Here is a 13,035-nt window from a genome sequence, read left to right on the forward strand (position 1 = left end):
ACTCGGTGATGCTGGGCTACTGGGAGCAGGCCGGAGAAGGACCGGGGAACAGCACAGGGGCGATCGACGCCGCCCGCTGGATGCACACCGGTGACCTCGCGGTGATGGACGACGAGGGCTACCTCAACATCACCGGCCGGATCAAGGACATGGTCATCCGCGGCGGCGAGAACATCTACCCGCGCGAGATCGAGGAGTTCCTCTACACGCACCCGGCGGTGCTCGACGCGCAGGTGATCGGCGTCCCCGACGAGCGCTACGGCGAGGAACTGATGGCGTGGGTCCGGATGAAGGAGGGCGCCGAGCCGCTGACGGCCGAGTCGGTGCGTGAGTTCTGCGCGGGCAAGCTGGCCCACTACAAGATCCCGCGCTACGTCCACGTCGTCGAGGAGTTCCCGATGACGGTCACCGGCAAGATCCGCAAGGTCGAGATGCGACAGGCGGCGGTCGAGTTGCTCGGCCTGGACACCGACGTCCGGCACGCCTAGCGAACGGGTCGACACAGGACTTGGACCCGTTGCGCGGCAAGCGTTTCGGGCGCAGCATGGATGGTCCGCGCCGATCGGCGCGGACTGGCCCCAGGGAGGTCCCATGCTCTCCGAATCAGCCATCACGACCATGCTCCCGGTGTCGGACGTGGAGCGTGCCCGCCGGTTCTACGCCGAGAAGCTGGGCCTGAGCTTCACCACGATGGGCTCCGACGGCTCCCCGATCTTCGCCGCGGGCAAGGGCGACGCCATCGGCCTGATGCCCGCCAAGGACACCGTGCCCAGCAAGCACACCGTGCTGAGCTTCGAGGTCGACGACGTGGCCGCCGAGATCAAGGAACTCGAGGCCCGCGGCGTGCGGTTCGAGGACTACGACCTGCCGGACCTGCACACCGAGAACCACATCGCCGACATGGACGGCGAGAAGGCGGCCTGGTTCACCGACTCCGAGGGCAACATCCTCTGTCTGCACCAGGAGAAGGTCAGCCGGTGACCGTCAGCCAGACCAGCCCGGCGTCGAGCACGACCACCGCGGCGGTGACCGCCCAGACCACCGCCGTGACCGCCGGGTGGTTCGTCCGCGCGCCCATCAGCGACCGCCGTGAGGTCAGGATCACCAGCGGGATCAGCGCGAACGGCAGGCCGAACGACAACACGACCTGAGTGCCGACGAGCGTGCGCGTGGGGTCGTCGGCGATGGTCAGCAGGGCGATGGCGGGCACCAGGGTGAACAGCCTGCGCGCGGCCATGGGGACCCGCCTGAGCAGCAGGCCCGACATCACGACCGCGCCCGCGTGCGTGCTGACCGCCGTCGACGCGAGACCGGAGGCGAGCAGGCCGATCGCGAACAGCAGGGCGAACACCGGTCCGAGGTGTTCGCCGACGGCCGCGTGCGCGCCCGCCACGCAGTCCACATGGGACTCCGCGGGCAGCGCGCCCGCGGCGAGCATGAGCACCGCGATGTTGACCAGGCCCGCCAGCGACATCGCCGTGGCCACGTCGGCGCGGGTCGTGCGCAGCGCCCGGGTCAGGCCTTCCGTGCTGGCCCGCGCGCCGCGGTCCTTGGCCAGCGCCGAGTGCAGGTACACCGCGTGCGGCATCACGGTCGCGCCGAGGATGCCGACCATCAGCCACAGGCTGTCCGGCCCGATGTAACGCGGGGTGACGCCGGAGATGATGTCCGCGTCCGACGGCGGCGCCGCGAACAGGCCCGCCAGGAAGCCGATCCCGACGATCGCCAACAGGGCCAGGACGACGTGCTCGAACTTGCGCTGACCCGCTTGGTCGCGCATCACGAGCAGCCCGGTGGACACCGTTCCCGTGATCAGCCCGCCGAGCAGCAGCGGCACGTCGAACAGCAGGTTCAGCGCGATCGCGCCGCCGAGGACCTCGGCCAGCCCGGTCGCGACCAGGACCAGTTCCGCCTGCGCCCAGTAGGCCAGTCGAGCGGGGGTGCCGAGTCGGTCGCGCACCGCCTCGGGCAGCGACTGGCCGGTGACCAGGCCCAGCTTCGCCGCGAGGTACTGGATCATGCCCGCGAGGACGGTGGTGCCGATGACGATCCACAGCAGCGCGTACCCGTGTCGGGCTCCCGCGGCGGTGCTGGTGGCGACGTTTCCGGGGTCGACGTAGGCGATGGCGGCGACGAAACCCGGCCCGATAAGCGGCGCGCCCGCCCGAACGCGGCCCCCTGCGGTCGTCGCCAAGTCGGCTCCCCCTCTCGCACAGGCGAGCTTGGACACCTGATGTTGTTCTGTCAACCATCTCGCTCGTATCCGCGCGGAGAAGGCGGATTCCAGTGCACGGCCCACCACTTGTCCAGCCAGTTGACACCTTTGGCTCAGCTGTAATCTCGGGCCCATGACTGTTCGCGTGCCTTACGCGGAGGCGACGAAAGCGCTTCTGCGGGACACCTTGCTGACCGCGGCGGGCGACGTGCTCCGCGAGCGCAGCTGGCCGGACACGACCATGGCCGACGTCGCCAAGGCCGCCGGGGTGAGCAGGCAGACCCTCTACAAGGAGTTCGGGTCCCGGCAGGGTTTCGCCCAGGCCTACATCCTGCGTGAGGCCGACCGGTTCCTGACCGCGGTCGAGGGCGCGGTCGCCGCCAACGTCGACTCGCCGACCGACGCCGTCACCGCCGCCCTTGAGGTGTTCCTCACCGCCGCGGCCGACGAACCGCTGATCAAGGCCATCGTCGCCGGTGACGGCAGCGATGGCCTGCTCGAACTGGTCACCAACCACGCGGGCCCGATCCTGTCCACCGCCACCCACCGGCTCACGGCGTGCCTGGTCGACAGCTGGCCCGCCGCCGCGCCCGCAGACCTCCGGCTCGTCGCCGAGAACATGGTCCGGCTCGCGGTCAGCTACGCCGCGTCCCCGTCGGGCACGCCCGCCGAGACCGCGCGGGCGGTCTCCGCCGTGGTCGGCCCGGCCGTGGACCACTTCATCGGCGTCGCGCGGTGAGCCTCTCCATCGGGTTCGACCTCGACATGACGCTGATCGACCCCCGGCCCGGCATGGTGCTGCTGATGAACACCCTCGCCGCCGAGAGGCGTGGCTGGACGGTCACCTGCGCCGCACGGCGTGACCGATGCCGAGGATCAGCCCCAGTGGCAGCCCCATGGTCACCATCCACAGCCACGGCGCCTGCCTGTCCATGGCGGCGAGCACGAAAATCGCGACCACGGCGACCAGCCCGATCGCGAACAGGACGAACGCGATCGTCAGCATCCGGTTGCCGCGTGCGGTTTCGGTCATGGGACCAGGATAGTTCGGGCCCCGACACGTAACGCCGCGGTGGTGTGGATACGAAGTAACCCGAGCGCCCATCTTTGGCCTACTCTGGAGAGACGCGCCCCGGCACGCCCAGGGCGCGTTCGTCTTGCGTGGGACGCGGTCCGCGCACACGCGGGCGGGACAAGTCGACGAGGGAACGGTGAGATCAGTGCCGACCGGCAAGGTCAAGTGGTACGACTCGGAGAAGGGTTTCGGGTTCGTCACGCAGGATGGCGGTGAGGACGTCTACGTCCGCTCCTCCGCCCTGCCCGCGGGAGTCGAAGGGCTCAAGGCGGGCCAGCGCATCGAGTTCGGGGTGGCCGACGGCCGCCGCGGGCCGCAGGCGCTGTCCGTGCGGCTCATCGACGCCCCGCCGTCGGTCGTCGAAGCCCAGCGCAGGCCCGCTGAGGAGCTGCACGGCTTGGTCGAAGACATGATCAAGATGCTGGAGTCGGTCATCCAGCCCGATCTGCAGCGCGGGCGCTACCCGGACCGCAAGGTCACCAAGCGCATCTCCGAGGTCGTCCGGGCCGTCGCCCGGGAGCTCGACCCCTAAGCCGCGCTAGTTGGCTTGCATCACCCATTGGCCGGTGCGCAGGAGCTGGTCGCCGTTCACGACGGCCAGCTTCTGCACGGCCGCGAACAGCAGCTGGTCGGCCGAGTCCGGCAGTTCCAGCGTGTACGCGTGCTGTTTGTTCGCGGGCAGGAAGATCCGGCTGCTCGCATCGACCCGCTTGCCTTGGCGGTCGAGGTAGGAGAACAGCACGCCCCAGGGTTCCTCGGCGATCTCGGACGACACCGACACCTGCACGACCTTGCCCGGGCGGATCTTCAGTCCGACCAAGGCGTCCGGGTTCTCGTCGCACTTGCGCTCGGCGATGTCGCACAGGATCTGCGGGGTCGCGCGCACGGCGTTGCCGTCGGCGTAGAACGTGACGTCGGGCTGCGGCGGGGTCGCCGAGCACCCGGCCAGCAGGGCGACGGCGACGGCGGTGATGAGGACTCGGCGCACGCCGGTGACCCTACGGCCCGGCCCGCCGGGGCGGCGGCGGTGGGCCTTCGTGCAGTGTCGCGGGTCGCAGACCGGGCATCCGGATGCGGCCGGGGCGCACCGGGCGGTCGCCGCCGAGCCCCGGGATCAGCGTCTGCCCGCGGCGCGACAGCAGGGTCTGCGTCAGACCGACCGCGAGCAACACGGACACCACCAGGAAGCCGACCCACCAGATCGGCGGCATCAACACACCCACCGCGCCGCCGAACACCCAGCCAAGCTGCAAAACCGTCTCCGACCGGCCGAAAGCCGACGCCCGGGACTCCTCGGGCAGGTCGTCCTGGATGACCGCGTCGAGGCTGTTCTTCGCCAAGGCGCTCGCGACCGCGCCGACGAGGCCCACCATCGCGGCGGCGACGACGCCCGCGGTGAACGCGGCGATGATCGTCGAGGCGAGCGCGCCCACCACGCAGCCGAGCGCGACCTGCTCGGGCCTGCCGACGTGGATGCGCGCGCCGACGGCGTTGCCCGCGAAGCTGCCGATGCCCGCGGCGCCCGCGATCAAGCCGAGTAGCAGCAGCTGCTGCACGGCGTCGGTCTCGTTCTCCGCGCGGACCGCGAACGCCGCGAACATCATCAGGAAACCGGTGAGCACGCGGATCGTGCCGTTGCCCCACAGCGACACCACGACGTGTCGACCCATGGGTTGGCGTTTGGGTTTGTCCGGGTGGGCGCTGATCGACGCGGGCACCTCGCCCTCGGTGACCTCCACCCACGCCGGGATGCGCAGGGCCTGGAAAGCGCCCGCCAGACAGATCACCACGGTGAACCACAGCGCGCCGGGGGAGTCGAAGATGTTGGCGAACAGGGCCGCGATCCCGCCGAGCACCGCGCCCGCCGCGAGGCCGAACACCGTCAGCCGGGCGTTGGTCTTGGCGAGGGTGATCTCCGGTGGCAGCACTCTCGGTGTGACCGCCGCCTTGAGCACGGTGAACGACTTGGACAGCACCATCTTGCCCAGCGCGGCCGGGTAGAGCAGCCAGCTGTCGAAGTTGAACGCCATGATCACGCTCATCAGCGCCTGACCGGCCGACGCGGTGCACATCGCGAGCCTGCGCCCGCGCTGCAGCCGGTCGAGCATCGGGCCGATGACCGGCGCCAGCAGCGCGAACGGCGCGACGGTGATCAACAGGTAGAGGGCGACCTTGCCTTTGCTCTCACCGCTCGCCGCGGAGAAGAACAAGGTGTTCGCCAGGGCCACGGCCAACGCCGCGTCGCCCGCGTAGTTGAACATCGTCGCGTAGGTCAGCGCGGACAGGCCGGACTTATCGGCGCCGTCGGCGTGGGCGGCGCGCTTGAACGCCGCGACCGCCTGGCTGGTCAGCTGCTTGCTGCGCAGCGCGGCGACCCGGGTGACGGTCAGCTTCTTCGGGTACTGCGGCGCGGGCGGCCGGTCGTCATGCGGCGGCTGGTCGCGCGGGGGCGGGTAGCCGCCGACGTCGCCGTAGGTCTCGTACTCGGGGTGCTCAAGCCTGCGCGTCGGGGGGCGGTGGGCCGGGATGGCGTGCGTCGGCGGTTCCTCGCGCCACGGCGGGACCGCGCGCGTCGGCGGCTCGGCGGGCGGCTGGTAGCCCCACCGCTTCTGGCCTTTCCGGGCCGCGCCGCTCGCGTCGCCCGGGCGGCCGCGGCCGGGTGGCGGGTGATCGGCGGAACCGGAGCGCATCACATGTCCATCCTGCCGTACTGGAGTGCTTCCGGGTTGTTAGACGTGCAAGGACGGCCGTGGATGCGCGACGAACGTCTCAGCCGGCGAAGCGGATGCGGAACATCTTGGGCCAGAGCTTCCCGGTCACCAGGAACTCGTCGGTCCCGGGGACGTTCGCGATGCCGTTGAGGACGTCCGCGCCCGCCCGCTGCTCGCGCGGGAACAGCGCCGAGAGGTCGGCGACACCGGTGAGCCTGCCCGACGCTGGGTCGATGCGGACGATCTGGTCGGTCTGCCACACGTTCGCGTAGACCGCGCCGTCGACGCACTCCAGTTCGTTGAGCCGCGTCACCGGACCGTCCTCACCGGCGACCCTGACCTCGCCGCGCGGCTCGAAGGTGTCCGGGTCGCGGAAGGTGAGCTTGTCGGTGCCGTCGCTCATGACCAGCCGGTGGCCGCCGTCGTCGAAGCAGAGTCCCCAGCCTTCGCCCTGGTACTCGACCCGGCGGCGTTCGGCGAAGGTCACCCGGTCCCGCTCGATGGCGACACCGTCCTGCCAGGTGATCTGCCAGATGCGGTCGCCGACGACCGTGATGCCCTCGCCGAAGAACTCCGCCGGGAGCGCGCTGCGCTGCTTCACCGCACCCGTGGTCGGGTCGGTCGCGCGGATCTCGGACTGCCCGACCAAGCCGGTGCCCTCGTAGAGGACGCCGTCGACGAGTTCCAAGCCCTGGGTGAACGCGGCGGCGTCGTGCGGCCGGTCTTCGAGCACTTCCGCCGTCAGTTTCGCCGGACTCGCGGTGGGCGGTTGGGCGGGTTCGGTGGGCGCCGAACAGCCCGCGGCGAGGCAGGCCAGGGCCAGGGAGGCGGCGAGGCGACGGGCGATCACGGTTCTAGCGTGGCATGGCTGTCGAAGGCCCGATGGCCGTGGGGCACAATCGTGCGTGATGAGCCCGATGCCAGCACAAGAAGCCGTGACCGACCCCGCGCTGCTAGCGGCGGTCGACTTCGCGCGCGCCGCCGCCCAGGAACAGGCAGGCGCGGAGGTCGGAACTCACGTCGCGGCCGAGCCTGAGGACTCCCACGCCGTCACCCACCTCTTCGAAGCCGACAAACCCGGCTACCGGGGCTGGCGCTGGGCGGTCACCATCTCAAGCGCGGGCCCGGACACGAAAGTGACGGTCAGCGAGGTCGTGCTGCTGCCCGGCCCCGACGCCCTCACGGCGCCGCCCTGGGTGCCGTGGCAGGAGCGCGTGCAGGCAGGCGACCTCGGCGTCGGCGATCTCCTCCCGACCGCCCCCGACGACCCGCGGCTCGCGCCGTCGTACCTCGGCTCGGACGACCCGCACGTCGAGGAGACAGCCCTCGAGATCGGCCTCGGCCGCCCCCGCGTCATGTCCCGCCTGGGCCGCATCGAGGCCGCGGAACGCTGGCAGGCGAGCGACTTCGGCCCCGAAGCGGACATGGCCCGAAGCGCCCCCGCCCACTGCGGCACCTGCGCCTTCTACCTGCAGATCACCGGCGCCCTCGGAGCGGCCTTCGGCGTCTGCGGGAACGAGATGGCCCCCGCCGACGGCCGCGTGGTGCACGCCGAATACGGCTGCGGCGCCCACTCGGAGGCGGAGGTCGAACAGATCTCGCCGGTCCTCGTCGCAGACCTCATCTACGACGACGCCACCCTGGACTACGAACCCGCGGAGCGAGCGGCCAAACCGGCCGCCGAAATCGCGCCCGCCGAAGCTGCGGAAGGGGATGAGTCCGAGCCCACGGCAGCCAGCACCACCGGCTCCGACCAGCAGTTTCGCCACACCGACAACGAAGAAAACGCCGCCGCCGAGCCCCAGCAAACACCCCCGCCCACCCTGGGGGGACAGCCCTTGGACAGTCTACCGGCGGATGGGGCTGCGCAGGGGGTTGTGGCCGAGCCTGTGGATGAAGCTGGCCGGCTGTGGACAAGTGGTGGCGAGGCTGCCGGAAGCGACTCGGGTGCTGGTGAGGCTGATGCGGAACCGGTGGATGGCGCGCCGGAGTCGGTGACCGCCGATCAGGTCGATGACGACTTGGCCGTGGAGGTGGCGGCGGCCGAGCCCGTGGTCGAAGAGCCGGCCAGTGAGGCTCAGGCCCCGGCTGAGATGGCTGAGGCTGTGGTGCCCGACGTGGACGAGCCTGTTGCGGGTGAGCAGCTTGCCACCGACTCCGTGGTCCCTGACGTGGATGGGTCTGGCGACGAGTCCGACCCGGTCGGGTGAGCGGGCTCGATCCGTTCGACACGGCCGCTCTGCGTGCGGCGGTGTTGTCGGCTTGGACCGCCTCACCCACCCGGTTCCGCGAGGACGCCAACGCTGAGGAAGACCTCTACCTCGGCGGCTACCGCGACCGGCTGCTCGTCGAACTCGCGCAGAACGCCGCCGACGCCGCGGAGGGCAGCGGGATCCTCCGTGTGTCCCTTGTGGACAATGAGCTTCGGGCCGCGAACACCGGCCGACCGCTGGACGCCGCCGGTGTAGCCGCGCTGGCTTCCCTGCGGGCTTCGGCGAAGGCCGGTGGGGTCGGGCAGTTCGGGGTCGGGTTCGCCGCCGTCCTCGCCGTCACCGACGCGCCGCGGGTGGTGTCGGTGGACGGGGGTGTCGCCTTCTCCGCCGACGACACGCGAGCCGCGGTGGGCGAGGTCGCGACCCTGGCCGCGCGGGTGGCTGAGCGGGCCGGGCGGGTTCCCGTGCTCAGGCTGGTCTGGCCCGTGGACGAGACGCCGCCGTCCGGGTTCGCCACTGAGGTGCGGCTGCCGCTGCGCGCCGACGTCGACGGGGCCGCGTTGCTGGCCGGGTTCGCCGAGCAGGCCGTGGACCTGTTGCTGGCCCTCCCCGGGCTGCACCGCATCGAAATCGACGACGCGGTCTGGGAACGCGCCGAGGAGCCGATCGCCGAGGCCGCCGCGCTCGAAGAACCAGCCGGTTGGGAGCAAGCCGACGAGCCGATCCCGGCCTCGCTGGACGACCCCACGTCAGCCATCACGCAGCCGGGCGAGGGCGCCCGGGTCGAGATCCGTGGCCCCGAAGGCGTCTCCGCCTGGCTCGTCTACCGCGTCGAAGGCGCCCTCGGCCAAGACATCGCCGACACCCTCGGCGTCGAAGCGCGTCCACATTGGACAGCCTGCTGGGCCGTTCCCGTTGACACTAAAGGCATCCCGCGCCCGCAGGCCGTCGACGTGCTGCACGCCCCCACCCCGACCGACGACCGGCTCTCCCTCCCGGCCCGCCTCGTGGCGACGCTGCCGATCGAGCCGACGCGCAGGCGGGTGCGCCCCGGGGCCGCCGCCGACGCGGTGTTAGCCGAGGCGGCCAAGGCCTATCCCTCGCTGGTGCGCCTGGTCGCCGACGAGTGGCGGACCAGCCTGGTGCCGCAAGCGGGTTTCCCGTTGTCCGAAGTGGACGACCGGCTTCGCGATATGCTGCTGGCCGAACTCCGGCAAGCCGAATGGTTGCCCGCCAAGGGAAAGCACCGTTCACCCGCCCGTTCGAAGGTGCTCGACGTCGAAGCCGAAGGGCTCGCCGAGCTGCTCTCCGACGTCCTTCCCGATCTCCTCGACGGTTCGCTGTCCGCCCAGCGACACACCGCTTCCCTTGCCGCACTTGACGTCCCACGCATCCGGCTGGCCGAGCTGGTCGAGCTGATCACCGGCATCACCCGCCCGCCGACCTGGTGGCGCAAGCTGTACGCCGCGCTCGCCCCGATTGTCGACACCGACCCCGGTGCGCGCGCCGAACTCGGTGGGCTCCCCGTCCCGCTGGCCGATGGCCGCACCCTGCCCGGCCCGCGCGGCACCGTCCTGCTCGACGGCGCCGCCGACCTGCTCGACCTGTTGGCGCACACCGAAGTCGGCGCCCTCCGGGTCGTCCACGCCGACGCCGCGCACCCCGTCCTGGAGAAGCTCGGCGCCCACGTCGGTGTGCCGATCGACGTGCTCGACGGGCTCCAGGAGACCGTCGAGAGCAGCCTCGACGACGCCGAGTCCGGTGTGGACACTTCCGGTCTGGTCTCGGTCGTGCTCCGCCTGGTCCGCGACTCCGGTGTCCGCGCCGGGGACAAGCCCTGGCTCGGCGCGCTGGCGCTGCCCGACTCCGTGGGTGACTGGCGCCGGGCCGACGAGCTCGCGCTTCCCGGCTCGCCCCTGCTCGACGTCCTCGATGAGGACTCGCCGGTCGGTGTCCTCAGCGCCGACCTCGCCGCCGAATGGGCGGAATCAGTCCTCATCGCCCTCGGCGTGCTCGACGCCTTCGCGCTGGTCGTCGACGAGAACCCGACCGGGCCCGACCACGACCTGGCCGACGAGGCCGACTGGTGGGACGCCAGCCCCGACCCGCCCAGCCGGGTCATCGCCGTGCGCGACCTCGACCTCGTCACCGAAGACGCCTGGCCCCGCGCGCTGGCCCTGCTCGCGAGCGAACCCGACACCTGGCGCGCCCTGCACGAAGCCGGTGGCTACACCGGCTGGTGGATCTCCCGGCACGCCGTCATCGGCGGCTCCGCCCCCGGCGAGTGGCGGATGCCCGAAGCCCGTGAACTGGCCGGGCTCTACGACGAGGTGCCCGACATCGGCGTCGACCCGCGGGTCCTCGCCGCGATCGGCGTCCGCACCGAGCTGACCATCGAGAACGCCGACGACGCCGAGGAACTGCTGGGCAGGCTCGGCGACCTAGACCGTGCGGTGAACCCAGGCACCGTGCTGCGCGCTCACGCCGCGCTCGCCGAAGCGGTTGTCGACGAGGTCATCGAACCGGCCGACGTGCGCCCGCCCGCCGGCGTCCGCACCCTCGCCGGAACCGTCAAAGACGAGTGCTCCGTCCTCGACGCCCCCTGGCTGCTCGCGGTCGTCGGCGAGGACTCGGTCATCTCCGCGGGCCCCGACTTCGCGCTCGCCGAGGCCTTGGCGGACCTGCTCGACCTGCCGCTCGCGTCCGAAGAGGTCGCCGGAGAACCCGCGCCCGCCGGGGAGTTCGTGCCCTGGGCCGACTTGGGCGCCGTCGCGGCGGCGTGCGACCTGCTCGGGGTCGACGTGCCCGAGGGCGGCGCGATGGTCCACGACAAACTCGTCATCCAGTGCGCCGACGGCGACCACCCGGCGCCGTGGTGGGTCCACGACGGCATCGCGCACTGCGAGGACACCCCGCAGGCGCTGGCCCGCGCGCTGGCCTGGACGACGGACCGCTGGCTCGACCGGCACACCCTCGCCGAACTCATCGAGGACCCGGCCAACCACCTGATCTAATCGATTTTCTGCGCGCCCCTGGAGCCACGAAGGGACGCTCGGCGCTGCCAAAACATGATCAGGGCACCTACGATGCCCAAAGCGGCGCCCGACAGGGAGGTCCACAGCCACACCCGTGGAACCGTGTCGGCGATCAGCAGGGCGACCGCGGCGAGGAACCAGAGACCGGTGCCGACGTACACGATGGGACCCAGCGCCAGCAGCCGCCCGGGCAGCGGCGGCGGCGGACGCAGAGTCTGAGTGTGTTCCTCGGCCACATCCCGGAGGTTACGGCATGGCCGAGCGCGAGCAGCACCGTGAAGCACCAGGCCCCGAAGCACCAGGCCCCGAAACGTCAGACGCGGAAGAGCCGGACCGGTCCGCCCTGGACCGCTTCTTCAAAATCAGCGAACGCGGCTCGACCCCGGCCCGCGAGGTTCGCGGCGGGCTCGTCACGTTCGTCACGATGGCCTACATCATCGTCCTCAACCCGTTGATCATCGGCAGCTTCGCCGCGGACGACGCCGCCGCCCACCGGGACCTCTTCGGTGCGATCCTGCCGGTGCACCAGGTCGCCGCCGCCACGGCGCTGGTCGCCGGTGTCCTGACCATCCTCTTCGGACTCGTCGCGAACTACCCGTTCGCGCTGGCCACCGGCCTGGGCATCAACACCCTGGTCGCGGTGACGATCGCCCCGCAGATGACCTGGCCGGAAGCCATGGGCCTGGTCGTCATCAACGGCCTGGTCGTGCTGCTCCTGGTCGTCACCGGCGTGCGGACCGTGGTGTTCAACGCCGTCCCAGGCTCGCTCAAGTCGGCCATCGCGGTCGGCATCGGCCTGTTCATCGCCCTGATCGGACTCGTCGACGCCGGGTTCGTGCGCAGGCTGCCCGACTCGGCGAACACCCCGGTCCCGGTCGGCCTCGGCATCAACGGCTCCATCGCGTCCTGGCCGACGCTGGTGTTCGTGGTCGGGCTGATCGTGATGGGCATCCTCGTCGCCAAGCGGGTCAAGGGCGCCATCCTGCTCGGCGTCCTCGCCGGCACGGTCCTCTCGATCATCATCGAGGCGATCGTCAAGGCGGGCCCGTCGCTGGGCGCCAACCCGAAGGGCTGGAACCTCGGCTACCCGTCGCTGCCCGACACCGTCGTCGGCCTGCCCGACCTGTCGCTGCTCGGCGACGTCTCGTTCGGCGCGTGGTGGCGGGTGCCCGCGATCACCGCCGCGCTGCTGGTGTTCACGTTGGTGCTGACCGACTTCTTCGACACCATCGGCACGATGACCGGTCTGGCCAAGGAAGGCGGGCTGATCAAGAAGGACGGCGAGCTGCCCAACGTCAGCAAGGCGCTGTTCGTGGACGGCCTCGGCGCGGTCGCGGGCGGTGCCGCGTCGACCAGTTCGAACACCGTCTACATCGAATCCGCCGCGGGCATCGCGGAAGGCGCGCGCACGGGTCTCGCGAACGTGGTCACGGGCCTGCTGTTCCTGTTGGCGATGTTCTTCACCCCGCTGTACCAAGTGGTGCCGATCGAGGCGGCCGCGCCGGCGCTGGTGGTGGTCGGGGCGATGATGATGGGCCAGATCCGGGAGATCGACTTCAGCGACTTCAGCATCGCGCTGCCCGCGTTCCTGACCATCGTGGTCATGCCGTTCACGTACTCGATCGCCAACGGCATCGGCGCGGGCTTCGTCAGCTATGTGCTGCTGCGCCTGGTCACCGGCCGGGCCCGCGGGGTGCATCCGCTGCTGTGGGTGGTCGCGGTCGCCTTCATCGTCTACTTCGCCATCGGCCCGATCCAGGCCGCCCTCGCGTAGTCCGGGAGTGGT

General features: G+C 71.1%; 13 protein-coding genes and 1 pseudogene. 8 read left to right on the forward strand and 6 right to left on the reverse strand.

The window, feature by feature from the left end:
• Both ACRDSQ_RS15235 and ACRDSQ_RS15240 read left to right on the forward strand, forming a co-directional pair.
• Positions 1-488 (forward strand): AMP-binding enzyme (locus ACRDSQ_RS15235; protein ID WP_431421800.1); only part of this gene is annotated, 488 nt, incomplete at its 5' end.
• A 103-nt stretch (positions 489-591) separates the two neighbouring features.
• Positions 592-981: a VOC family protein gene (locus ACRDSQ_RS15240; RefSeq protein WP_431421801.1), complete on the forward strand. Its 390-nt coding sequence runs from the start codon at positions 592-594 to the stop codon at positions 979-981.
• Here ACRDSQ_RS15240 and ACRDSQ_RS15245 read toward each other — a convergent pair.
• Positions 971-2,194 (reverse strand): Nramp family divalent metal transporter, encoded by a 1,224-nt coding sequence (locus ACRDSQ_RS15245; RefSeq protein WP_431421802.1) that lies wholly within the window; start codon positions 2,192-2,194, stop codon positions 971-973. The two genes, ACRDSQ_RS15240 and ACRDSQ_RS15245, sit on opposite strands and share 11 nt — an antisense overlap.
• A 154-nt stretch (positions 2,195-2,348) precedes the next feature.
• Between ACRDSQ_RS15245 and ACRDSQ_RS15250 the strand changes: the two genes are divergently transcribed.
• Both ACRDSQ_RS15250 and ACRDSQ_RS15255 read left to right on the forward strand, forming a co-directional pair.
• Positions 2,349-2,954 (forward strand): TetR/AcrR family transcriptional regulator, encoded by a 606-nt coding sequence (locus ACRDSQ_RS15250; protein WP_431421803.1) that lies wholly within the window; start codon positions 2,349-2,351, stop codon positions 2,952-2,954.
• Positions 2,951-3,040 (forward strand): annotated as a pseudogene (locus ACRDSQ_RS15255) (HAD family hydrolase); the annotation flags it as partial. The gene ACRDSQ_RS15250 and the pseudogene ACRDSQ_RS15255, both read left to right, overlap by 4 nt.
• A gap of 16 nt (positions 3,041-3,056) precedes the next feature.
• Here ACRDSQ_RS15255 and ACRDSQ_RS15260 read toward each other — a convergent pair.
• Entirely contained in the window at positions 3,057-3,248 is a 192-nt protein-coding gene (locus ACRDSQ_RS15260) for a hypothetical protein (protein WP_431421816.1), read from the reverse strand.
• A 187-nt stretch (positions 3,249-3,435) separates the two neighbouring features.
• Between ACRDSQ_RS15260 and ACRDSQ_RS15265 the strand changes: the two genes are divergently transcribed.
• Entirely contained in the window at positions 3,436-3,822 is a 387-nt protein-coding gene (locus tag ACRDSQ_RS15265) for a cold-shock protein (RefSeq protein WP_091379276.1), read from the forward strand.
• 6 nt (positions 3,823-3,828) lie between these two features.
• On the opposite strand, the gene ACRDSQ_RS15270 is transcribed toward ACRDSQ_RS15265, so the two are convergent.
• From ACRDSQ_RS15270 to ACRDSQ_RS15280, 3 genes are all read right to left on the reverse strand, one after another.
• Positions 3,829-4,278: a DUF2771 family protein gene (locus ACRDSQ_RS15270; protein WP_431421805.1), complete on the reverse strand. Its 450-nt coding sequence runs from the start codon at positions 4,276-4,278 to the stop codon at positions 3,829-3,831.
• A gap of 10 nt (positions 4,279-4,288) precedes the next feature.
• Positions 4,289-5,980: an MFS transporter gene (locus ACRDSQ_RS15275; protein WP_431421807.1), complete on the reverse strand. Its 1,692-nt coding sequence runs from the start codon at positions 5,978-5,980 to the stop codon at positions 4,289-4,291.
• Between the two features lie 79 nt (positions 5,981-6,059).
• On the reverse strand, positions 6,060-6,851 hold the full coding sequence (locus ACRDSQ_RS15280) for a glutaminyl-peptide cyclotransferase (protein ID WP_431421809.1): 792 nt from the start codon (positions 6,849-6,851) through the stop codon (positions 6,060-6,062).
• A gap of 67 nt (positions 6,852-6,918) precedes the next feature.
• Here ACRDSQ_RS15280 and ACRDSQ_RS15285 point away from each other — a divergent pair, with 67 nt between their 5' ends.
• Together ACRDSQ_RS15285 and ACRDSQ_RS15290 are read left to right on the forward strand one after the other, a co-directional pair.
• Positions 6,919-8,211 (forward strand): DUF3027 domain-containing protein, encoded by a 1,293-nt coding sequence (locus ACRDSQ_RS15285; protein ID WP_431421810.1) that lies wholly within the window; start codon positions 6,919-6,921, stop codon positions 8,209-8,211.
• Positions 8,208-11,228, forward strand: a complete 3,021-nt coding sequence (locus ACRDSQ_RS15290) for a sacsin N-terminal ATP-binding-like domain-containing protein (RefSeq protein ID WP_431421812.1) — start codon at positions 8,208-8,210, stop codon at positions 11,226-11,228. Before ACRDSQ_RS15285 ends, ACRDSQ_RS15290 begins: the two co-directional genes overlap by 4 nt.
• Here ACRDSQ_RS15290 and ACRDSQ_RS15295 read toward each other — a convergent pair.
• Positions 11,225-11,485: a DUF2530 domain-containing protein gene (locus tag ACRDSQ_RS15295; RefSeq protein WP_431421813.1), complete on the reverse strand. Its 261-nt coding sequence runs from the start codon at positions 11,483-11,485 to the stop codon at positions 11,225-11,227. The genes ACRDSQ_RS15290 and ACRDSQ_RS15295 overlap by 4 nt on opposite strands.
• A 17-nt stretch (positions 11,486-11,502) precedes the next feature.
• Between ACRDSQ_RS15295 and ACRDSQ_RS15300 the strand changes: the two genes are divergently transcribed.
• A complete protein-coding gene (locus ACRDSQ_RS15300) occupies positions 11,503-13,023 on the forward strand; it encodes an NCS2 family permease (RefSeq protein WP_431421814.1) in 1,521 nt (506 codons plus the stop codon).
• Positions 13,024-13,035 lie beyond the last annotated feature (12 nt).

Source organism: Actinokineospora sp., assembly GCF_050699995.1.
Lineage (GTDB): Bacteria > Actinomycetota > Actinomycetes > Mycobacteriales > Pseudonocardiaceae > Actinokineospora.

Bases quoted from the DNA above. Each gene is read 5' to 3' on its own strand.
- ACRDSQ_RS15240 (WP_431421801.1), top strand. From the start codon at position 592: ATGCTCTCCGAATCAGCCATCACGACCATGCTCCCGGTGTCGGACGTG.
- ACRDSQ_RS15250 (WP_431421803.1), top strand. From the start codon at position 2,349: ATGACTGTTCGCGTGCCTTACGCGGAGGCGACGAAAGCGCTTCTGCGG.
- ACRDSQ_RS15260 (WP_431421816.1), bottom strand. From the start codon at position 3,248: ATGACCGAAACCGCACGCGGCAACCGGATGCTGACGATCGCGTTCGTC.
- ACRDSQ_RS15275 (WP_431421807.1), bottom strand. From the start codon at position 5,980: ATGCGCTCCGGTTCCGCCGATCACCCGCCACCCGGCCGCGGCCGCCCG.
- ACRDSQ_RS15285 (WP_431421810.1), top strand. From the start codon at position 6,919: ATGCCAGCACAAGAAGCCGTGACCGACCCCGCGCTGCTAGCGGCGGTC.
- ACRDSQ_RS15300 (WP_431421814.1), top strand. From the start codon at position 11,503: ATGGCCGAGCGCGAGCAGCACCGTGAAGCACCAGGCCCCGAAGCACCA.